General features: G+C 69.9%; 18 protein-coding genes. 6 read left to right on the top strand and 12 right to left on the bottom strand.

Features of this window, described 5'->3' with window-relative positions:
- The first annotated feature begins 3 nt into the window (after positions 1–3).
- The gene (locus LK09_RS06515; RefSeq protein WP_039397277.1) at positions 4–3429 is read left to right on the top strand and encodes an error-prone DNA polymerase; all 3426 of its coding nucleotides are present in this window, start codon (positions 4–6) and stop codon (positions 3427–3429) included.
- Positions 3430–3465: 36 nt separating this feature from the next.
- Here LK09_RS06515 and LK09_RS06510 read toward each other — a convergent pair whose 3' ends face one another.
- From LK09_RS06510 to LK09_RS06480, 7 genes are all read right to left on the bottom strand, one after another.
- Positions 3466–4359 carry a carbohydrate ABC transporter permease gene (locus LK09_RS06510; RefSeq protein ID WP_082008088.1) on the bottom strand — a complete coding sequence of 298 codons (894 nt, stop codon included), beginning with the start codon at positions 4357–4359 and terminating at the stop codon, positions 3466–3468.
- Between the two features lies 1 nt (position 4360).
- Complete coding sequence (locus LK09_RS06505) at positions 4361–5248, bottom strand: carbohydrate ABC transporter permease (RefSeq protein ID WP_039397275.1); 888 nt, start codon at positions 5246–5248, stop codon at positions 4361–4363.
- Positions 5249–5323: 75 nt separating this feature from the next.
- Positions 5324–6574 carry an extracellular solute-binding protein gene (locus LK09_RS06500; RefSeq protein WP_039397272.1) on the bottom strand — a complete coding sequence of 417 codons (1251 nt, stop codon included), beginning with the start codon at positions 6572–6574 and terminating at the stop codon, positions 5324–5326.
- Positions 6575–6678: 104 nt separating this feature from the next.
- A complete protein-coding gene (locus LK09_RS06495; protein ID WP_197060979.1) occupies positions 6679–7611 on the bottom strand; it encodes a carbohydrate ABC transporter permease in 933 nt (310 codons plus the stop codon).
- Positions 7608–8597 carry a carbohydrate ABC transporter permease gene (locus tag LK09_RS06490; RefSeq protein WP_039397270.1) on the bottom strand — a complete coding sequence of 330 codons (990 nt, stop codon included), beginning with the start codon at positions 8595–8597 and terminating at the stop codon, positions 7608–7610. Before LK09_RS06490 ends, LK09_RS06495 begins: the two co-directional genes overlap by 4 nt.
- 21 nt (positions 8598–8618) lie before the next feature.
- Positions 8619–9947, bottom strand: coding sequence for a sugar ABC transporter substrate-binding protein (locus tag LK09_RS06485; RefSeq protein ID WP_039397268.1), 1329 nt, complete (start codon positions 9945–9947; stop codon positions 8619–8621).
- A gap of 155 nt (positions 9948–10102) precedes the next feature.
- A complete protein-coding gene (locus tag LK09_RS06480; protein WP_039398183.1) occupies positions 10103–11218 on the bottom strand; it encodes an ROK family transcriptional regulator in 1116 nt (371 codons plus the stop codon).
- Between the two features lie 242 nt (positions 11219–11460).
- Here LK09_RS06480 and LK09_RS06475 point away from each other — a divergent pair, with 242 nt between their 5' ends.
- A complete protein-coding gene (locus LK09_RS06475) occupies positions 11461–12369 on the top strand; it encodes an ROK family protein (RefSeq protein ID WP_039397266.1) in 909 nt (302 codons plus the stop codon).
- Between the two features lie 9 nt (positions 12370–12378).
- Here LK09_RS06475 and LK09_RS06470 read toward each other — a convergent pair whose 3' ends face one another.
- On the bottom strand, positions 12379–13362 hold the full coding sequence (locus LK09_RS06470) for an EamA family transporter (protein ID WP_052226464.1): 984 nt from the start codon (positions 13360–13362) through the stop codon (positions 12379–12381).
- Between the two features lie 41 nt (positions 13363–13403).
- On the opposite strand from LK09_RS06470, the gene LK09_RS06465 reads away from it, so the two are divergent.
- Positions 13404–13949, top strand: a complete 546-nt coding sequence (locus LK09_RS06465) for a CGNR zinc finger domain-containing protein (RefSeq protein WP_039397264.1) — start codon at positions 13404–13406, stop codon at positions 13947–13949.
- A 14-nt stretch (positions 13950–13963) separates the two neighbouring features.
- Here LK09_RS06465 and LK09_RS06460 read toward each other — a convergent pair whose 3' ends face one another.
- Both LK09_RS06460 and LK09_RS06455 read right to left on the bottom strand, forming a co-directional pair.
- A complete protein-coding gene (locus tag LK09_RS06460; protein ID WP_039397262.1) occupies positions 13964–14659 on the bottom strand; it encodes a response regulator in 696 nt (231 codons plus the stop codon).
- Positions 14656–15822: a sensor histidine kinase gene (locus tag LK09_RS06455; protein ID WP_052226463.1), complete on the bottom strand. Its 1167-nt coding sequence runs from the start codon at positions 15820–15822 to the stop codon at positions 14656–14658. The genes LK09_RS06460 and LK09_RS06455 overlap by 4 nt, the downstream gene beginning before the upstream one ends.
- Before the next feature lie 218 nt (positions 15823–16040).
- On the opposite strand from LK09_RS06455, the gene LK09_RS06450 reads away from it, so the two are divergent.
- Complete coding sequence (locus LK09_RS06450) at positions 16041–16673, top strand: hypothetical protein (RefSeq protein ID WP_039397260.1); 633 nt, start codon at positions 16041–16043, stop codon at positions 16671–16673.
- A 173-nt stretch (positions 16674–16846) separates the two neighbouring features.
- Complete coding sequence (locus LK09_RS06445; RefSeq protein ID WP_039397258.1) at positions 16847–17623, top strand: G1 family glutamic endopeptidase; 777 nt, start codon at positions 16847–16849, stop codon at positions 17621–17623.
- On the opposite strand, the gene LK09_RS06440 is transcribed toward LK09_RS06445, so the two are convergent.
- Entirely contained in the window at positions 17577–18827 is a 1251-nt protein-coding gene (locus LK09_RS06440; RefSeq protein ID WP_197060978.1) for an MFS transporter, read from the bottom strand. The genes LK09_RS06445 and LK09_RS06440 overlap by 47 nt on opposite strands.
- Positions 18828–18897: 70 nt before the next feature.
- Here LK09_RS06440 and LK09_RS06435 point away from each other — a divergent pair, with 70 nt between their 5' ends.
- Positions 18898–19764, top strand: coding sequence for a LysR family transcriptional regulator (locus tag LK09_RS06435; protein ID WP_231562969.1), 867 nt, complete (start codon positions 18898–18900; stop codon positions 19762–19764).
- 6 nt (positions 19765–19770) lie between these two features.
- Here LK09_RS06435 and LK09_RS06430 read toward each other — a convergent pair whose 3' ends face one another.
- Complete coding sequence (locus tag LK09_RS06430) at positions 19771–20754, bottom strand: TIGR03557 family F420-dependent LLM class oxidoreductase (protein ID WP_039397257.1); 984 nt, start codon at positions 20752–20754, stop codon at positions 19771–19773.
- Between the last annotated feature and the right edge of the window lie 17 nt (positions 20755–20771).

Below are 20771 nucleotides of genomic sequence, written 5' to 3'. Positions count from 1 at the left end.
CTGATGGGCTTCGACAACCCCTCCATCCCGTGGTCGGAGCTGGAGCGCACCCTCAGCGACAGGCGGCGGCCCCGCGACGTGCCGGCGGACGCCGACGGCGGCGACAGCCCCGCCTGGTCGCACAAGCGCGGTCCGTACGTGCCGCTGCCGATCGATCGCCCGGCCGACGCCGTGCCCTACGCCGAGCTCCATGCGCATTCGTCGTACTCGTTCCTCGACGGGGCGTCCTCTCCGGAAGAGCTCGTCGAAGAGGCCGAGCGCCTCGGGCTGCATGCGCTCGCGGTCACCGATCACGACGGCTTCTACGGCATCGTGCGCTTCGCCGAGGCGGCGCAGTCCCGCGGGATCAAGACGGTGTTCGGGTCCGAGCTCTCGTTGCGGATGCCGACGGAGCGCCGGGGGCAGGCCGATCCCGCCGGCGCCCACCTCCTCGTCCTGGCCCGCGGCGAAGAGGGGTATCACCGCCTGGCTTCGGCGATCACCCGCGCCCAGCTCGCCGGAGGCGAGAAGGGGCATCCCCGTTACGACCTCGAACAGTTGGCACAGGCCGCCGGCGGCCCGGACTCCGGGCACTGGGCCGTCCTCACCGGATGCCGCAAGGGCGCCGTCCGGCAGGCGCTCGAGGGGCGCGGGCTCATCGCCGGTCCGGACGCGGCGGCCGCCGAACTCGACCACCTCGTCGCGCTGTTCGGACGACAGAACGTGTACGTCGAGCTCATCGACCACGGCGACCCACTCGACACGACGCGCAACGACGCACTGTGGCAGCTGGCGCAGGATCGGGGGCTCCCGGTGCTGGCCACGAACAACGTGCACTACGCGACGCCGCAGCGCCGGCACCTCGCCGCGGCCGTGTCGGCGGTTCGTGCGAATCGCAGCCTCGACGACCTCGACGGATGGCTGCCCGCCCACGCGGCGGCGCACCTGCGTTCCGGGGCCGAGATGCAGGCGCGCTTCGCCCGATACCCCGGAGCGATCGAGCAGACCGTGCGTCTGGCCGACGACCTCGCGTTCCCGCTGCGCACCGCGCGTCCCGCCCTGCCGAAGCTCGACGTTCCGGCCGGGCACACCCCGATGTCCTACCTGCGCGAGCTGGTGCGCGACGCGGTGCCGCACAAGTATCCGGATGCCACCCCCGAGCATCTCGCCCGCATCGAGCGCGAACTCGACGTCATCGAGTCCAAGGACTTCCCGGGGTACTTCCTCATCGTGCACGGCATCGTGCAGGAGGCCCGCCGACGCGGCATCCTGTGCCAGGGGCGCGGCTCCGCCGCCAGCAGCGCGGTCTGCTATCTGCTCGGGATCACCGCCGTCGACGCCATCCTGTACAACCTGCCGTTCGAGCGGTTCCTCTCGGCGCTGCGCGAGGAGGAGCCCGACATCGACGTCGACTTCGACGCCGACCGCCGGGAAGAGATCATCCAGTGGGTGTACGGGGAGTACGGGCGCGAACGCGCCGCACAGGTCGCCAACGTCATCCAGTACCGCCCGAAGAACGCGGTGCGCGACATGGCGCGTGCACTGGGCTTCTCTCCCGGCCAGCAGGATGCCTGGTCGAAGCAGGTGGAGCGCTGGGGCGCGTCCCTGTCGACGGCGGGCGGCCACGACATCCCCGACCAGGTGCTCGAGTACGCCGGCGAGATGCTCAAGGCGCCGCGGCATCTCGGTATCCACTCCGGCGGCATGGTGCTCACCGAGCGGCCGGTGGGCGAGGTGGTGCCGATCGAGCACGCCCGGATGCCGAATCGCACCGTGATCCAATGGGACAAGGACGACGCGGCCTGGATGGGGCTGGTGAAGTTCGATCTGCTGGGGCTCGGCATGCTCGCGGCCCTGCAGCACTGCTTCGACCTGGCGGCCGAATCCACGGGTGAGCGCTGGGAGCTGGCGACCATCCCCAAAGAAGAGCCGGCCGTCTACGACATGCTGTGCCGAGCCGATGCCATCGGGGTGTTCCAGGTGGAGTCGCGGGCCCAGATGGGCCTGCTCCCGCGCCTGCAGCCGCGGGAGTTCTACGACCTCGCGATCGAGATCGCGCTGATCCGTCCCGGTCCGATCCAGGGCGGCGCGGTGCATCCGTACGTGCGCCGCCGGCGCGGCCAAGAGAGGGTGTCGTACCCGCATCCCAAACTCGAGCCGGTGCTGAAGCGCACCCTCGGCATCCCGGTGTTCCAGGAGCAGCTCATGCAGATGGGCATGGCGGTGGGCGATCTCAGCCTCGAAGACGCCGACCTGCTGCGCCGGGCCATGGGCTCCAAGCGCGGGGTGGAGCGCATCGAGTCGCTGCGCAAGAAGCTGTTCGACGGCATGGAGCGGCACGGCATCACGGGGGAGGCCGCGGACGGCATCTACGCGCAGATCCAGGCGTTCGCGAACTTCGGGTTCGCGGAGTCGCACTCGCTGTCGTTCGCGCTGCTCGTCTACGCGAGCACGTGGCTGAAGCTGCACTATCCGGCAGGGTTTTTGGCCGGGCTGCTGCGGGCGCAGCCGATGGGCTTCTACTCGCCGGCATCCCTCGTCGCCGACGCCCGCCGGCACGGCGTCGAGGTGCGTCGTCCTGATCTGCACGCCTCGGGAGCGGATGCCGGGCTGGAGCCCGTCGACGCGGACCGCGACCGGGTGGTGACCGGGCGGGATGCCTGCACCCAGCGCCTCCAGCCTGCGGTCGGCGACTTCGATCCGGACGCCCCCGACGAGACCGCCGGGCATCGTCGGGACGGCGGGTTCGCGGTGCGGCTGGGGCTGGCCTCGGTCACCGGGATCGGCATGCCGATGGCGCAGCGCATCGTGGCGGAGCGCGAGGCGCACGGCCCGTACCGCGATCTGCGAGACCTGGTGCGCCGCACCGACGCGACCAGCGCGCAGCTCGAGGCGCTCTCGACCGCCGGCGCCTTCGAGTGCCTCGGGTTGTCCCGGCGGGAGGGGATCTGGCTGGCCGGTTCCGCGGCGCAGGACCGCGCGCGCTATCTTCCCGACTCGGTGGTGTCGGTGCAGCCGCCGCTGTTCGCCGATCCCACCGACTACGAGCGGCTCGCCTCCGATCTGTGGGCGACGGGCGTCTCCACCGACGACCACCCCCTCGCGCACGTGCGCGAGAGCCTCGACGAGCGCGGGGTGCTGCTGTCCTCGCAGCTGCAGCACCACGAGTCCGGGCGTCGCGTCGAGGTGGCGGGGCTCGTCACCCACCGGCAGCGGCCGGCGACGGCGTCGGGCATCACGTTCCTCAACCTCGAAGACGAGGCGGGGCTGGTGAACGTGATCTGCTCGCAGGGGATGTGGACGAGGTACCGGCGCGTCCTGCGGGACGCGCCGGCCCTCATCGTGCGGGGGATGCTGGAACGGTCGGTCGAGGGGGTCGTGAACGTGCTGGCCGATGCCGCGGTCGATCTGCGCGTCGGGGTCGCGCACACCTCCCGGGACTTCCGGTGATGCACTGCCCGCTCGGCCGTGCACCACCGGAAGCGTCTATTTGATCGCCCCGGCGGTGAGCCCCGAGACGACGCGGCCCTCGATGAGGGCGAAGAGGATGATCACGGGGATGGTCGCGATCAGCGACCCCGCGAACAGGTGCCCCCAGTCCACGGAATACTGCCCGATGTATCCATTGATCGCGACGGTGAGCGGGCGCTGATCCGGGTCGGAGGCCAGGCTCAGCGTCAGCGCCACGAGGAACTCGTTCCAGGCACTGATGAACGTGAAGATGAGGGCGGTGACGATGCCGGGCATTGCGAGCGGGATCGTGATGCGAAGCAGTGCGCCGAACCGGCTGAGCCCGTCGACCATGGCCGCCTCTTCCAATTCGACGGGGATCGATGAGAAGAACGCGTTGAGGATCCAGACCGAGAAGGCGAGGTTGAACCCCGCGTTGATGAGGATCAGGCTCATGATCGTCGGCAGACCGAGGTCGATGAACTCGCGCTGCAGACCCACCAGCATCGCCGCGGGCTGGAACATCTGTGTTGCGAGCACGAGCAGCAGGAACAGGGTGCGGCCGCGGAACCGGCGCCGCGCCGAGTAGTAGGCCGCCGGGAGCGCCACGAGGAACACGAGCAGCGTCGCCCCGCCGGCGACCAGCAGAGAGGTCTGCAGGTTGCCGCCGAAGCCGGTGGCCCAGATCGTCGTGAAGTTCGAGAAGCTGAAGCTCTTCGGAAAGAGGTTCTGGTCGAGGAGTTCGGCCGGGGTGCGGCCCGCGACGATGAACATCTCGATGTAGGGCAGCACGAACAGGATCGCGATGAGGTAGGCGACGATCGCGATGATCGCGGTGCGAAGCGTCCGGGAGCGGCGTGCCCGCCGGCGGCGCGGCGAGACGGCGACGGTGTCCTCGTCGGTGCGCGGGGGTGCGGTGAGGGCGGTCATCTCAGTCCACCTGCTCCTTCCAGCGGGTGACTCGGAGGTAGATCAGCACGATCAGGATCACGAGTGCGAAGTTGATGACCGACATGGCGGCGGACTCGCCGACGTCGCCCTGTTTGAGGGCCACCATGAAGGTGGTCGTGGTGCTGGTGGCGTAGCCGGGGCCGCCGCCGGTCATCTCCCAGATGATGGGGAACGAGTTGAACACGTTGATGACGTTGATGAGGGTCGCGACGAGGATCGCCGGCCGCAGCAGCGGCAGAGTGATGGTGGTGTACCGGCGCCACCCGTTCGCCCCGTCGAGGGATGCCGCCTCGTAGATGTCCTCCGGGATCGACTGGAGTCCCGCGAGGATCGCGTAGGTCGAGAACGGCAGTGAGACGAACACGGCGACACCCATCATCCACGCGAACGCCGTCATCGGGTTGCCGAGCCAGGATGCGGCCGTGGAATCGAATCCGCCGAGCAGTCCGAGGTCGTGCAGCACCACGTTGATGGCGCCCGAGTGCGGGTCCAGCATCCACCGGAAGATGAGGGCGGTCATCATGACCGAGCACGCCCACGGCAGGATGAGCGCCCAGCGCGCGACGCGGCGGAGGGGAAAGGCCTGGTTGAACAGCTGGGCGAGCCCGAGTGAGAGAAGCATCGTGACGGCGACCACGCCCACCGTCCACAGGACGGTGCGTTCGAGAACGCCCGGGAAGGCCGGCTCGGCGAAGAGCTTCAGGTAGTTGGCGACGCCGTTGAAGCCGGCGACGAAACCTTCGCCGCCGATGTGCTGGAAGGACGATTCGAGCATCACGACGACGGGCCACAGCACGACGACGGCGATGAGGGCGACGGCGGGCCCGACCCACAGCACCGGTGCTGCGGACTGGCGGAGAGACTTCATTGTGTCCTCAGGAGTTGGGGTTCCACGGAGGGGGAGGTGTCCCGGGGCGCGGAGCCCCGGGACACCGTGCGGGGCCTACTGGCCCGAGGTGGCGGTCTGCTGCAGCTGGCCGAGGACCGTCTTGGGGTCCTCGGTCACCGCGGTGCCGATCGTCTGCTGGATCTTCGTCTTGGTGTTCGCCCACGCGGTGTCGCTGGGGTACTGCACCGACTGCGGCAGCGCCTTCAGGAACGGCCCGAAGATCGGGTCGGATGCCAGCGCCGTGACGGCGGTCTTGGTCGCCGGGAGCAGCATGTACTCCTTGTCGAACTGCAGCTGGTACTTGTCCCGGTAGGTGAAGTCGAGGAACTTCTTGATCTCGGCCTGGTGCCCATTGGGCTTGAACGCGGCGACGTTGTCGCACACGCCCAGGGTGGTGCTCAACGCCCCGGTCTTGCCGGCGATCGGCACCGATGCCCAGTCGCTGTCGGCGAGCTTCCCGGCCGACCGGATGATCGGGATGAGCGCCGGCGAACCGTTGATCATCCCGACCTGGCCCTGCGCGAACTTCTGCCACAGGTCGGTGCGGTTCACGGTGCCCGGGTTGGGCTCGGTGAGGCCGGCGCTGACGAGCGTCGTCAGGTAGTCGAACGTCTGGACGTTCGCGGCGCTGTCGATCGTGTACTTGCCGCCGGTCTGGTAGCCGCCGCCGTTGCCCAGCATCCACAGCAGCGACTCCGCCTGTGCTTCTTCCGGGCCGAGGGGCAGACCGAATCCGGTGGCGCCCTTCGCCTTGATCTTGGCGGCATCCGCCTTCACCTCGTCCCACGTGGTGGGCGGGTTCGCGATGCCGGCCTCCTGGAACAGCTTCTTGTTGTAGAACAGCGTGCGCGAACTCGTCGTGAACGGCATGCCGTACTGCGTTCCGTTGTAGGTGCCCTGGGCCTTGAAGGTGTCCAGCAGGTTGTCCGGCTTGGACAGCACGTCGCTCGCTGAATAGAGCAGGCCGTCCTGCGCGTAGTTCGAGAAGTAGTCGCCCTCGGTCACGTCCGGGTACTGCTTGTTCTGCACCATCGTCTGCACCTGCTGGTCGAAGTTCGTCCAGGGGATCGAGGTGATCTTGACGGTGATGTCGGGGTTCTGCTTGTGGAAGGCGTCTGCGATGCCCTGCCAGTACTTCGCCGACGCGTTGGACGGGCCGGTGCCGTAGTCGGCGACGACCACCTTGAGGGTGGTCGCGCCGCCGGCGGATCCGCTGCCGCCGCTGCATCCGGCCAGTGCGACGGCCGTCGCGGCGGCGACTGCGGCGACGGCGGCTGCGCGCCGAGGGGTGAACACTCGCTTCATCGGAAGTTTCACTTTCTCTGGGGTTCGGTCGGCGCGATGCCGCGCCGATCCTCCCCGCCGGCTCGTTCCGGCGGGGACGCGGAGGGCCGCAGGAGCGGCAGGGGTCAGCCCTTCACGGCGCCGGACGCCATGCCCTGCACCAGGTTTCGCTGGATGATCAGGAAGAAGATCACGACCGGCAGGGCGAACAGCACCGAGGCCGCCATCTGGCCGCCGTAGTCGACGCCCGTGTTCGGGTTGGTGAACGACGCCAGCCAGATCGGCAGGGTGTACATCGTCTGATCCTTCATGAACGTGTACGCCAGGATGTACTCGTTCCACGCCGAGATGAAGGCGAAAACGCTCGTGGAGATCATGCCCGGCAGCACCAGCGGGAACAGCACGCTCCACATGACGCGCCAGGTGCTGGCACCGTCCATCATCGCGGCTTCCTCGACCTCGACCGGGATGGCCAGGTAGAACCCGCGCAGGGTCCAGATCGCGAACGGCAGCACGGATGCCACGTACGCGAGGATCAGTCCGGGGTACGAGTTCAGCAGGCCCAGGTTGTTGAAGATGAGGAACTGCGGGATCAGCAGGGCAGGACCGCCGAGCACCATCTGCACGGCGAGGATGATCACCAGGATCGTGCGGCGCCCGCGGAAGCGGAACCGGCTGAGGGCCGCCGCGGCGAACAGGGCCAGCAGCGTCGCGATGACGATCGCGCTGAGCACGACGATGAGGCTGTTGCGCAGCGACATCCAGAAGCCCGGCTGCGTGAACGCGGTCACGAAGTTCTGGAACGTCGGGTGCAGCGGGACGAAGTGCGGCCGCGACGACATCGACTCCGACTGCGGCATGAAGGCCGTGTTGATCATCCAGTACACGGGGAAGATCCACACGACGCTGAACAGCACCGCGAGGGTGTTCGCGACGGGATGCCGCTTCTTGCGGCGGCGGGTGACCGTGCGGGTGGCGGCGACGCGCTCGGCGCGGGATCCGCCGGTGGTCATCGTGCGCGTCGCGGCGATTTCGGTGGACTGGGCGGCGGTGCTCACAGGTCTTCCTCTCCGGAGCGCAGCAGGTTGCGGATGTAGACGGAGCTGAGCACCAGCAGCATGATCACGGTGATCACGGTGATGGCGGCACCGGTGCCGATCTTGAACGTGTTGAAGGCCTTCAGGTAGGCCCAGATGCCGAGCGTGGCGGTGGAGTTGTTCGGTCCGCCCTGTGAGATCAGCCAGATCTGGTTGAAGAGGTTGAAGTCCCAGATGATCGACAGCACGGTGACCAGCAGGATCGTCGGCTTCAGGTAGTTGAGGACGATCGAGAAGTAGATGCGTCGTTCACTGGCGCCGTCGATGCGGGCGGCTTCGATCATCGACGTGTCGATCTGGGTCTGTGCGGCATAGGTGGTGATGGCGATGAACGGCACCGCCTGCCACACCACCAGCATCCAGATGTTCAGCAGGGCGAGCCAGGTGGTGCTGGTCCAGGAGAGCTGGGTGAGGTCGCCGAAGACGTGCAGCTGCGTGAGCAGCCAGTTCACCACGCCGTAGGTGGGCTGGAAGAGCCAGTTCCACACCTGCGCCGATGCCACGTTGGGCATGGCCCACGCGAAGATCAGCACCACGGTGACGATGTAGCGCATGGCGCGTCCGAGACGGGTCATGAGGTCGGAGACGGCGACGCCGATGACGATGCTGCCGCCGACGAGGGCGATCGTGAAGAAGATCGTGAGGAGGGTGGACCACCAGAACTGGGGGTCGTCGAAGATGGTGATGTACTGCTGGAAACCGACCGCGTTGACCTCGCCGGTGAACAGGGTCCGCTGGTTGTAGTCAGTGAACGATGTGACGACGAGGAAGATGATCGGCACGATGATCAGTGCGGCGATCACGATCCCGGCGGGGGAGAGCATCCAGAACGGCGCGCTGCGCGACTGGGTGCTGTACCGGCGACGGGCACGGGGCCGCCGCCCCCCGGAGGGGGCGGCGGCTGCGGTGCCCTCGCCTGCGATGAGGCTCGCAGGGGAGGTGCTCATGGTTGTCCGTTTCGGGAGGGATTACTGGTTGAGCGTCGTGTTGACGGTCGAGTCCCACGAGCTGGCGGCGTCGGAGACCGACTTGCTGCCCGAGGTGACCGACTGGAAGAACTGCTTCATTCCCGGGTCCTCCAGCGACGCCCAGTTCGGCGAGGCGGGGGTGGACTTGGAGTTCTGCGCGGCGGTGAAGAACGCCTTGTTGAGCTCGGACACCTTGCCGCTGTCGACGGCCTGCTTGGAGGCTTCGACGCTGTTCGGGATCCAGCCGTCCTTGCCGAACACGAAGCCCGACTGGATGGACGGCGACGCGGCGATCTTCACCCAGACGCGGGCGAGGTCCTGCTGCGAGCTCTTCGCGGCGATGCCCCAGTCGGAGCCGCCGAGCATGACCGGCTGGTTCTTGCCCGAGACGCCCGGCATCGGGAACGAGCCCAGCTTGTCGTTGGTCAGCTTCGGGTTGTTCTTCTGGATGACGCCGATCTCCCAGCCGTTGGCGATGATCGTGGCGGCCTTGCCGTTGGCGAACACCTGGTCCTGGTCGGGCTTGTCGGTGTTCAGCGTCTGGCTGCCCTTGGACGAGTAGGTGTTCTGGAACGTCTTCCACTCGTTGAGGCCCGACTGGGCCTCGCTCGAGGAGAAGCCGGCCGACCACTTGCCGCCGGACTGCGTGGCGATGTTCCCGCCGGCATCCCAGACCCACTGCATCCCCGCGTACCAGTACTGGCCGGGGAGGTAGAACGACGAGAAGTCCGAACCGGGGTTCTTGGCCTTGATCTTGTCGAGGTCGCTCTTGAGCTCGTCGTAGCTCGTCGGCGCAGCGGTGATGCCCGCGGCGGCCCAGAGGTCCTTGTTGTAGATCACCGAGCGGGTGCCGGCGAACGACGGCACGGCGTACAGCTTGCCGTCGACGGTCGCCGGGTCGACGAGACCGCCGAGCCAGGTCTGACCCTGCTGGAGGTCCTTCTTGTAGCTGGTGAGGTCTGCCAGACCGCCCGACGCGGCGAAGGTCGGCACCATGGTGTTGCCGAGGTCGAGCACGTCCGGCGGGGTGCTGGTGGCCAGCGCCGTGGTGATCTTGGTCGAGATGTTGGCCCACTGCTGGGTCTCGACCTTGACGGTGGCGCCGGTCTCCTTGGTGAACTCGTCGTTGATCGCCTTGAGCGTGGCGTCCGACAGGTCACCGGACATCGACCAGACGGTGAGGGTCTTTCCCTTGCCGTCGACCTTGCCGATGGTGCCCGACGAGCTCGTGCTGCCGGTGCCGCCGGAGCCGCTGCCGGAGCAGGCGCTCAGCGCCAGAGCGGCGGCGACGCCGACGGCACCGACGGCGACGATGCGTGAAGTGCGCAATGTATCTCCTAGGTGTCAGACGCGCGGGTGCGCGTCACTGTTTTGTGAGGGGGACAGGGTGTGGGTGGGCGCGCAGGGCGTCCGGGGTGCGCCGGCACGGACACCGGACGCGACTGGGCTGTGGGCCCAGACGATGGCGGGGGCGGGGGCGGGGATCATGAGATCCTCAGTTCCGCGGCGAGGACGAGGGCGGTCGCCCCGCGCAGTGCGAGCTCGTCGGTGTGTTCGGCGAGGCTCATCTGGAGAGCGCTTGAGACATCGGGCAGCGTGCGGGTGCGGATGGTCGCCAGCGCGGCATCCAGGAACGGCCCCTCGAGGAGATCGGCGGGTCCGGCCACCACGATGGCGTTCAGGTTGAGCGTCGCGACGACGGGCGACAGGGCGATGCCCAGGGAGCGCCCGGCATCCCGGAGCACCTGCTCGCGGTCGTCGGTCGCGGCCAGGCGCCGACGCAGGTGCGGCACGGCGATCGCCCGCTCGAGGCATCCCCGGCGTCCGCATGCGCACATCTCGCCGTCGTCGTCGACGGTCACGTGGCCGATCTCGCCGGCGCCGAACTGGTCGCCCTCCACGAGGGCGTCGGCCAGGATGAGCCCGGCGCCCACGCCGTGCTCGATCGCGATGGTGAGCAGGCTCTGACCCGGGGCGCGGCGCTCGGTGTGGACGGCGAGAGCGGCCGCGTTGGCGTCGTTGGCGATATGCACGGGAACGCTCACTTCGCGGGCGAGACGCGTGCGCAGGTCGAGGTCGTGCCAGCCGAGGTTCGGAGCCGCGCGCACGACGCCGGCGTGGTCGATGATCCCGGGCGTGGCGACGCCGATGCCGAGGAGCCGCACCGTCGAGCGACGCACCAGGTCGCGCAGCAGGGAGACCGCGATGGTCACGGCATCCTCCCCGCGTGCACCCGCGGTCGGCTGGGACGCGCGGTGCACGATCTCGCCGCGCATCGTCGTGATGGCGCCGACGAACACGCCGTCGACGGACAGGTCCAGCGCGATGACGTGGTAGGCGCGGTCGTCGAGGCCGATGAGCTGGGCGGGCTTTCCGACGCGGGCGTCGGTGCGCTGTCCGTGCTCGATGATGAGGCCGTCGGCGGTGAGGTCGGCGATGACGTCCGACACGGTCGCGCGGGTGAGCCCGGACTGGCGGGCGAGGTCGGCACGGCTCAGCTCGTCCGAGTGGAAGAGCAGCTGCAGCAGCAGCGACCGGTTGTGCCGGCGGTTGTGCTCGGGCAGTGACTTGGAGGTCACGCGAAGCTGGGCGGTGGACATGTTCACCTCGATCCGTTGTGCGTCGTTGCAGCGGGGACATGATCCCTGCATCCGTCAGTTTGTTAGTACAGTATCCTTCCGAATGGTTTGTCAAGTCCCGAACCATAACTGATCGGTAACGGGCGAGATTTCCCGGAGTTTCCCACGCGGTGGCACCGCCGGGTTGCTCCGTTCCATGTTTGTAAGCTTTACTAACTTGCGTGTTCCGAACGGACGGGGCACGAACCCACGGAGGGCGGACAGTGAGGATCGGTCTCGATATCGGCGGCACCAAGACGGATGCCGTCGTCCTTGCTCGCGACGGGCGTGAACTCGCCCGCGTGCGCCGGCCCTCGGGGTTCGGCGCGGACGAGGTCATCGCGTCGGCGGACATCGCCGCGCGCGAGGCCGTCACGCAGGCGGGTGCCCGGCTGTCCGAGGTGACGAGCGTCGGGGTCGGCATCCCGGGCGTCATCGACGAGGCGACCGGTCGCGTCCAACACGCGGTCAACCTCGGTGTGGCAGACCTGCATCTGGCCGAAGTGCTCTCCGCGCGGCTGGGCGCGCCCGTGTTCGTCGAGAACGACGTCAAGGCGGCATCGCTGGGCGCCTGGCACCTTCTGCACCTGTCCGGGTCGGCGGCGCTGCTGAACTTCGGCACCGGCCTCGCCGCCGGGGTCGTCGTCGACGGCCGCCTCTGGCGCGGTGCACGGGGCACGGCGGGTGAGATCGGTCACGTGCCCGTCGATCCCGCCGGCGTCGCCTGCTCGTGCGGGCAGGTGGGATGCCTGGAGACGATCGCCTCGGGATCGGCCATCGCCCGCATGTGGCCGACGTCCGCCGCCCTGCCGGCCCTCGACCTGTTCGACCGGGCCGACGACGGGGACCCGGAAGCCGCGCGCGTGCGGGACGTCTTCGTCGGGGGAGTCGCGCAGGCGGTCCGGCTGCTCACCCTGTCGGTCGACATCGAGACGGTCGTGATCGGCGGCGGTCTGAGCGCCCTCGGCCGCCGGCTCCACGAGCCGGTCCTGGACATCTTCGCGCAGTGGGCCCGGTCCTCGGCGTTCCTGGCATCCCTGGACCTCGCGGAGCGCACGCGGATGCTGCCGGCGGATGCAGCGGTGGCCGCGGTGGGCGCGGCGATGCTCGGGACCGTTCCCGAATTCGCGTGAACCGGCGCGTCAGCTCCGGCTGACGCTCTCGGCGACCAGTCCCTCCGCGGTGCCGGTCGTCGCCACGGCCGGGCGTTCGCCGAGTCGCAGCACGATGATGCCGGCGAGCACGAGACCCCCGCCGATCACCTGCACGATGGTGGGCGTCTGGCCCAGCAGGATCCACGCGAAGCCGACGGCGAAGACGAGTTCGAGGATGCCGACGAACGACGCCAGGCGCGATCCGAGCCGGCGCACGGCGGCGATCCCGGCGCTGTAGGCGATCCCTCCCGAGATCACGCCGAGGGCGAGGATCGGCACCCACCACGGCACGTCGCCGCCGGCGAAGGCGACCGGCGCCGCGCTGGCGCCGAGCGGGAGGAGTCCCGTGGCGGCGATGACGAGCAGCATCACCGAGCCCAGTACGAGCGATGCCGCGGTGAGGGCAGTCGGCGGCACCCGGCTGGGGTGGGCGGCCAGGAGATAGAAACCGGCGCCCCCGATCATCGCGAGCAGCGCCCACAGAACTCCCGGAAGGCTCAGCCGCGTGCCGGCGAGGAGGCCGAGCACGAGCACGAGGCCGACGGCGACGATCACGGCGCCCACGGCGGTGACCGCGGTCGGCCGCTCGCCGCGCCGCATCCACAGCCAGAGCACGATGGCAGCGGGTGCGGTGTACTCGATGAGCAGGGCGGGGCCGACCGGCATGTGCTGCACGGCGCTGAAGTAGCCGAGTTGCGCGAGCGCCATCCCGAACGCGGAGTACGCGAGCACGAGTCGCCAGTCCTGCAGGAGGGTGCGCCACCGGCCGCGCAGATCTCGGACGGCGAAGGGTGTGAGGCAGACCGCGCCGATCGCCAGGCGCAGGATCACGACGGTGATCGGGGTCCATCCGGCCGACAGCAGGCCGTCGGCGAGGGCCCCGGAGAGTCCGAACGATGCCGCGGCCACCAGAGCCACCAGGAGCCCGACGCGCGGGACGCGAGCGTGTGCGTCATGCGTCATTGTGCCCATGACATATGACTCTAAATCCACCGCGGTATGATGTCAAAGCAATGTTTGCTCCTGACACCCGCTCGATGCTGCAGGCGGCCGTGGAACTCGTGAACTCCGCGTCCGATCCCGACACGCTCGTCGACTCCGCCGACGTGCGCGCCTGGGCGCGCGCCCACACGTACCTGCCCCGCTGCGACGGCACGGCGGACGAGCTGCGGGCGATGCGAGCGGTGCGGGCCCCGCTGCGGGCCCTGCTCACCGCACCGCGCGACGAGGCGGCGGAACTGGTCAACGACATCCTCCGCGAACTCGACGTGCATCCCCAGGTGGTCCGCCATGACGAGCAGGACTGGCATGTGCACCTCGTCGGCGCGGATGCCCCGCTCGCTCAGTGGGTGCTCGGCGACACCGCCTGGGCCATGATCGATCTGCTCCGCGAGGACGAGCTGTCGCGGATCGCGGTGTGCGCGGATGCGACCTGCGACGGGCTGGTGCTGGACCTCTCGCGCAACCGGTCGCGCAAGTTCTGCAGCACGCGCTGCGCGAACCGCAACGCGACTGCGGCCTTCCGCTCCCGGCAGCGGGCCGCGGCATCCACGGACTGACGCGGTCGCCGGCCTCAGTCGCGCGCGCCCGCCGCGGAGTCCGGGGTGGCGGCGTCGACGAATCCATGCTCGTAGGCGTAGATCACCGCCTGCACCCGGTCGCGCAGCTCCAGCTTCGCCAGCACGCGGCCGACGTGCGTCTTGACCGTGGTCTCCGACACCACGAGGGTCTCGGCGATCTCCGCGTTCGTCAGGCCGCGGGCGAGGAGGCGCAGGATCTCCTGCTCGCGGGGCGTGAGCTGGGCGTACCGCTCCTCGGTGGCGAACGTCGCCGGCGACCGCCGGAGGAAGGCCGCGATCATGCGGCGGGTGACGCTGGGTGCGAGCAGCGACTCCCCGGCGTGCACCGAGCGGATGCCCGCGACCAGGAGCTCGGGCTGCACGTCTTTGAGGAGGAAGCCGCTGGCGCCGGCCTGCAGCGCGTCGTACACGTACTGGTCCATGTCGAACGTGGTCAGCATCACCACGCGGGTGCCGTCGCCGATCAGCGGGTCCGCCACGATCCGGCGCGTGGCCTCGATCCCATCGGCGCCGGGCATCCGCACGTCCATCAGGACGATGTCGGGCTGCAGGAGCCGGGCCCGCGCGACGGCGTCGTCGCCGTCGACGGCGTCGCCGAGCACCTCCAGGTCGGGTTCGATCTCGAGGATCATCCGGAAGCCGCGGCGAACCAGCGCCTGATCGTCGACGATGAGGATGCCGATGCTCATGGGGTTCCTCCGCTCGGGACCGCCGGCGCCGCGCCGTGCTCGTCGGGCAGGCGGGCGATGAGCTCGAATCCGCCGCCCTCGCGTCGCCGCGCGACGACGGTGCCGCCGTAGAGCGCGACACGTTCGCGCATCCCGAGAAGTCCGTGGCCCGGTTCGGGATGCGGATCGCCGCCCTGACCGTCGTCGCGGATCGCCACGACGGTCTCCCGTTCGCCGCGGCCGACGCTCACGTCCACGTGCTGCGGGGTCGAGGCATGCCGAAGCGCGTTCGTCAGGCCCTCCTGGACGATGCGGTAGGCGGTGAGGTCGAGACCGGGGGGCAGGCCGGCGCATCCCTCGTCCACGCGCAGCGACACGGGAAGGCCCGCGTCTCGGAACTTCGCCACGAGGGCGTCGACCTGGTCGAGCCCGGGCGCGGGATGCCGGTCGAGGTCGTCGTCGTCCTGCCGCAGCATCCCCACGACGCGGCGCATCTCCGTCATCGCTTCACGCCCGACCGCTTCCACCGTCTCGAGCGCCTGGCGCTCCTGCACCTGGTCGGGTGTGAGCCGCCGGCGCACCGCGGACGCCTGCACCGTCATCACGCTCACGCTGTGGCCGATGACGTCGTGCAGCTCGCGGGCGATGCGGTTGCGCTCCTCGACCGTCGCCCGCGCTTCGCGCTCCCGCTGCACCGCGCGCCGCTGGGCGGCATGGAGCACCTGGCTGCGCACCAGCGCGCCGATGAGCCAGGCGACGACCCACGGGCCCATCCAGCCGAGCTGCTCGACCCGCATGAGCGGGGTCGTGATCGTCGGGTCGAATCCGTCCCACACGATCCACAGCAGCGCGATGAGGACCAGCCCCCACCAGGAGCGCCGGCGGTCCACGTATCGTCCCACCGAGTACCCGGCGATGGCGCCGGGGGCGGCGACTCCGAGGCCTTCCGGCGACCCGAAGATCGCGAACTCGACCGCGCTGACCGCCACGATCGCCGCCAGGCACCAGAGCGGCGCGACGCGCCGGATCACCAGCAGCAGTCCGGTCACGACGTACACCGCGGCCTCGGCGGCGGGTGGCCCCTGCCGGTGCGTCGAGTCGACGCCCCAGAACGCCTCCGCGACGCCGGCCGCGGCGACGGCCACGGCGATCGCGATGTCGAAAGCCCAGCTTCGGCGCTTCACGCACTCACCGTACGACTCCGCCCGCGCCCGCGCATCCTCCTCACGCAGGATCTGCCCGTCGTCACCGCGGAGGACGACCTCCGCACGGAGGAGCCGCGGCCGCCTCGTCGGACGACGAGAAGATCGTCTGCGGTCACGACGCGCCGGAACCCTCCCGGCTCGTACGGTTCGGAAAGCACCCGAGATCCGGGCGCCTCATCCTCTGGGGAGGAATCATCATGTCCGTTTCGACCGTTCCGCGCTGGGCCGGCATCGGCCTGCTCGTCTACACCCTCGCGACCCTCGTCGCGTTCATGTTCTCCGGTGCGCCCGGGGGCGACTACGCCGACGCCGACGTCCTCGCGTACATCGATCCGGCGCACGCCGTCACCGCCTTCGTCGCCTGGTACGTCGCCGCGCTCGGTGCCCTCGCCCTGGTGGTCTTCGGCGCGGGTCTGCGGCGGCTGCCCGGCATCGGCCAGCCCCTCGCCGCCCTGGCGACGGTCGGTGCCGCTCTGAGCGTCGCCGGCTCCCTGCTCGCGGGCGGTGTCGCGGTGGGCATGCTGGAGGGCGGCGCCGCGGTCCGTGAGCAGACACCGCACACGGCCGTCTATCTGGCGACGGAGATCGGGCACCTCATGGCCGCCTGCGGACCCGCCCTGTGCGTCGGCGTGATCGTCATCGTGCTCGCGATGCGCGGACGGATGCCGATCTGGCTGCGGGTCGTCGCCGTGTTCGGGGGCGTGTGCGGCATCCTCGCCCCGTTCTACTTCACGTACTTCGCCTACGTCCTGGTCATGGTCGTCATGAGCATCGCTTTCCTGAGCGGTCGGGCGACGCGGTCCCGGCTGCCGGAGCCGTCCATCGTGTGAGCACCGCGACGCGCGATCGGCCCCTCGGACCACCACGGTGGCCGGGGAGCCGATCGGCGCGTCATGCCGACTTCCCAGCTTCGCGCTCTCGCGGAGACGGGGAGGCCGGATCTAGGCTTGCGTGCGCGACGCCGCCACGGGGGCCGGCGATCCCCGGATGAGCGAGGTGGCGAATGGTCTGGCGTTCCTTGATCGCATCGGTGTCGGCTGCGGGGCTGGCGGCGGCAGCGCTGCTGGGCCCGGTGGCCGCGGACGCGAGTGCGATCTCCCACAAGCCGCGGGTTCCCGCGAACGCGACGCACGCCGGGAACCTCGGGTGGGCGTCGTCCAACTGGTCCGGGTACGCGGTGGCATCCGCCGGCACCCCGTTCACGTCGATCACCGGCACCTGGAGGGTGCCGTCGGTGTCGGCGACGAAGACGGCGAGCTACTCCTCGAACTGGATCGGGATCGACGGTTTCAACAACTCCAGCCTGATCCAGACCGGCACCGAATCGGACTACTACAATCGCGCGGCGCACTACGCGGTGTGGTGGGAGATCCTTCCCGCCGCGGAGACCCCCATCACCACGATGACGGTGAGTCCGGGTGACCTGATCAACGCGTCGATCAGCCGCGGAGCGGGCGGAGTCTGGACGATCACCATCGCCGACGCGACGACGGGTGCGAAGTCGACGACGACCCACGCGTACAGCGGTCCGCTGACGTCGGCGGAGTGGATCGAGGAGGCGCCGAGCATCGGGGGCCGGGTGGCGACCCTTGCGCACTACGGCTCCGCGACCTTCGACCCCGGCACCGTCAACGGAGCTTCTCCCGGTTTGACCGCCTCCGACGGCGGCGCGATGGTGCAGCACGGGGTGCAGGTGTCCACCCCGTCCGCTCCGGACCCGGCCAAGGACGGCTTCAGCGTGTCGTACGGATCGACCGCCCCCGCCGCTCCGACGACCTGAGCGCGGCGACGAGGATTCCCGAGACGGCGGCCATCACGAACCCCAGTCCGGTGATGGCCGCCCAGCCGCCGGCCGACCACAGCGAGGTCGACGCCGCCCCGGCGACCGTGCTTCCGAGGTAGTACACGAGCAGGTAGGCGCTGGATGCCCCGGTCGTGCTGCGGCCGGCGCGGTGCGCGGCGTCGACCACCCAGGCGCTGAGGACGCCGTGGGTGCCGAGGAATCCGAAGGTGAGGATGCCGAGGCCGACGAGCACGGTGGGGAGCGCGCTCGGGATGAGCACGGCGACGGCGACGGCGAGCAGGACCGCCCCCGCCCCGGCCGTGGTCCGCCGCGAGAACCGCGTGCTCACCAGGCGGAAGACGGCCGGGGCGAGGATCCCGATCGGATAGGCGAGGTAGACGAGCGCCTCGGAGGCGCCGAGCGTGAACGGCGCCGCCTCCAGGCGGAAGGCGACGGCGTTGTAGACGCCGACGAAGACCGCCATGTTGACGCCGCCGAGAAGGCAGAGAAGCGCGGTGCGCCGATCGGCCAGCGCCCGGAAGGTCGCGCCGAGATCCCCGGAGGCGCCCGCTGTGCGCACGGTGTTCTCTCGCCCGCGGAGGACGACCACGACGAAGACGCCGATGAGCACCGTCACCGCCCCGAACAGGTAGGTGGGCAGGCGCCACCCGCCGACCGCGGCCAGTGGACCGGGGAACACCCGGGCGAGGGCTCCGCCGACGGCGGTGGCGGCGATGTAGGTCGCGTTCGCGCGCGCGTGGGCATCCTCGTGGATGCGCTCGCGCAGGGTCGCCAGTGCGATGGAGGGGAAGCCCGCGAGGGCGATCCCGGCCGCCGCCCGCGCGGCCAGGAACAGCGGCCAGGACGGTGCGAAGGCGCCCAGCAGGCTGAGCGCCCCGGCGATCACGAGGGAGGCCGCCATCACGCGCGTCCGGCCGAGGCGATCGGCGAGGGGTCCCGTGATGACGAGGCCGGCGAGCATCCCCAGCGTGCACACCGACAGCGCCAGCCCGGAATCCGCGGGGGCGACTCCGAAGTCGTGCGCGAGGGCCGGAAGAAGCGGCTGCACGTAGTACAGCAGCGCGAAGTTCACGAGGCCGCCGGCGGCGACGACGAGCATCGTCGTCCGGTAGGCGGAGGTCCGCGGCCGCAGGAGGGCGGGGGCGACGCGCACGGGAAGCGTCGAGGGAAGACCGGTCACCCGATCGAGGTTGACAGCGAGAGCTCGATCCCCATAATGATTCAAACAGGACAATTGATGCGCAGAATGCATGAGTGCGATGGATGAGCAGACGCTGCGGGTGTTCCTTCTCCTGGCCGAGACGGAGAACATGCGGGATGCCGCCGCGATCCTGCACGTGAACCAGTCCAACGTGTCCCGGAGCCTGGCGCGGCTCGAGGAGCACACCGGCGGCGAGCTCTTCGATCGTCGCGGCCGCCGCCTGCAGCTCAACCGGCGCGGGGCGCTGTTCCGCGTCGAGGCGGAAGCGGTGCTGCGCGCCATCGAACATGCCCGGCGGCGGCTGGACGCGTTCGGGTCGCAGGTGGCATCCGTGCGGATCGGATTCCTCCATTCCGTCGGCCGGTGGATGCTGCCGCCCGCGATCGCGGCGTTCCGCACCCGGCGCCCCGACGTGCACGTCGACGTGCGGCAGGGATTCGGCCCGGAACTCTACGACTGGCTCTCCCGGGAACTCATCGATGTCGTCCTCGCGGCCGCGCCGCTGCGCACCGTCCCGGGCGTGCACTGGGTCGACCGGGCGGGGGAGGACCTCATGCTCGCCGTCCCGGCCGGACACGCGCTCGCCGACCGTGCCGACATCGTGCCCGCGGATCTGCGCGGGATGCCGTACATCGGCTTCTCCCCGGCGACCGAACTGCACGCGGTCATCGCCCGGCTGCTGCCGGATCGCGTGCAGATGACCTACGAGGGCAGCGAGATCGAGACGATGCGCGCGCTGGTGGGTGCGGGCCTCGGCGTCTCCATCCTCCCCGTGCGCCCCGGACGCACGGATGCCGGCATCGCCTACGTCCCCCTTCGCACGCCGATCCAGCGCCGCCTCGGCGTCGCATGGAGCGAAACATCCCGGCGGGAAGCCCACGTGGCCGCCTTCATCGAGGCCACCCGCTCGATCTGACGAGGCTCAGTCCGCGGCGAGGGAGCGCAGCCGCTCGAGCAGCGGTCCGGCGGCTTCGTCGAGGAAGCGCTGCTGCAGCTCATCACCCACCTGCACCAGGGCGATGTCGGTGAAGCCCGCTTCGAGGTAGGGCTGGACGCTCGCGGCCAGGGCGTCCAGATCGGGGCCGCAGGCGATGGACGACGCGACGTCCTCGCGCCGGACGAACCGGCTCGCCGCCGCGAATCCTGCCGGTGTGGGAAGATCCGAGTTCACCGCCCAGCCGCCGCCGAACCAGCGGAACTGCTCGTGCGCGCGGTCGATCGCGGCATCCCTGTCCGGCCCCCACGAGATCGGGACCTGACCGATCTTGCGGGATCCCGCCGCGGATCCGGCGCGCGCGGCATCCCAGCCCGACACCAGCCCGGCGTCGGGCTGAACGGCGATCATGTGGTCTCCGAGCGGAGCGAACAGGTCGATCGAATCCTCGCCGGAGACGGCGATCCCGATCGGGACGCCGCCGTCCGGCGCGTCCCAGATGCGCGCGGAGTCGACCCGGAAGTACTTCCCGCCGAACGTCGTCAGCTCGCCGGTGTGCAGCGCCCGGATGATCTGCACGGCCTCGGCGAGCATGTTCTGTCGCACGTCGACCGACGGCCACGCCCTGCCCACGACGTGCTCGTTGAGATTCTCGCCCGAACCCACCCCGAGGGTGAACCTGCCGTCGCTGAGCAGTTGCATGGTCGCGGCCTTCTGCGCGACGACCGCCGGGTGGTACCGCATCGTCGGGCACGTGACGTAGGTCATGAGCCCGACCCGCTCCGTTGCCTGAGCCACCGCGCCGAGGACCGACCATGCGTACGGGGCATGTCCCTGGCTCATCAGCCAGGGTGAGTAGTGATCGCTCGAGACCTCGAAGTCGAAGCCGGCATCCTCCGCTGCCCGTGCGTAGCCGACCAGCTCCCGCGGACCGCTCTGCTCCGTCATCAGCGTGTATCCGAACCGTGTCATGGTGGCTCCCTCCCGGG

The sequence above is a fragment of the Microbacterium mangrovi genome (assembly GCF_000802305.1).
Taxonomy (GTDB): Bacteria; Actinomycetota; Actinomycetes; order Actinomycetales; family Microbacteriaceae; genus Microbacterium; species Microbacterium mangrovi.
This window is presented reverse-complemented; position numbering and strand designations above follow the sequence as displayed.

What these genes read in the sequence shown, in the direction of transcription:
- LK09_RS06470 (WP_052226464.1), bottom strand. Translation starts at nt 13,362, where the DNA reads ATGGGCACAATGACGCATGACGCACACGCTCGCGTCCCGCGCGTCGGG.
- LK09_RS06515 (WP_039397277.1), top strand. Translation starts at nt 4, where the DNA reads ATGGGCTTCGACAACCCCTCCATCCCGTGGTCGGAGCTGGAGCGCACC.
- LK09_RS06445 (WP_039397258.1), top strand. Translation starts at nt 16,847, where the DNA reads ATGGTCTGGCGTTCCTTGATCGCATCGGTGTCGGCTGCGGGGCTGGCG.
- LK09_RS06480 (WP_039398183.1), bottom strand. Translation starts at nt 11,218, where the DNA reads ATGTCCACCGCCCAGCTTCGCGTGACCTCCAAGTCACTGCCCGAGCAC.
- LK09_RS06500 (WP_039397272.1), bottom strand. Translation starts at nt 6,574, where the DNA reads ATGAAGCGAGTGTTCACCCCTCGGCGCGCAGCCGCCGTCGCCGCAGTC.
- LK09_RS06465 (WP_039397264.1), top strand. Translation starts at nt 13,404, where the DNA reads ATGTTTGCTCCTGACACCCGCTCGATGCTGCAGGCGGCCGTGGAACTC.
- LK09_RS06510 (WP_082008088.1), bottom strand. Translation starts at nt 4,359, where the DNA reads ATGACCGCCCTCACCGCACCCCCGCGCACCGACGAGGACACCGTCGCC.
- LK09_RS06505 (WP_039397275.1), bottom strand. Translation starts at nt 5,248, where the DNA reads ATGAAGTCTCTCCGCCAGTCCGCAGCACCGGTGCTGTGGGTCGGGCCC.
- LK09_RS06430 (WP_039397257.1), bottom strand. Translation starts at nt 20,754, where the DNA reads ATGACACGGTTCGGATACACGCTGATGACGGAGCAGAGCGGTCCGCGG.
- LK09_RS06450 (WP_039397260.1), top strand. Translation starts at nt 16,041, where the DNA reads ATGTCCGTTTCGACCGTTCCGCGCTGGGCCGGCATCGGCCTGCTCGTC.
- LK09_RS06490 (WP_039397270.1), bottom strand. Translation starts at nt 8,597, where the DNA reads ATGAGCACCTCCCCTGCGAGCCTCATCGCAGGCGAGGGCACCGCAGCC.
- LK09_RS06435 (WP_231562969.1), top strand. Translation starts at nt 18,898, where the DNA reads ATGAGTGCGATGGATGAGCAGACGCTGCGGGTGTTCCTTCTCCTGGCC.
- LK09_RS06460 (WP_039397262.1), bottom strand. Translation starts at nt 14,659, where the DNA reads ATGAGCATCGGCATCCTCATCGTCGACGATCAGGCGCTGGTTCGCCGC.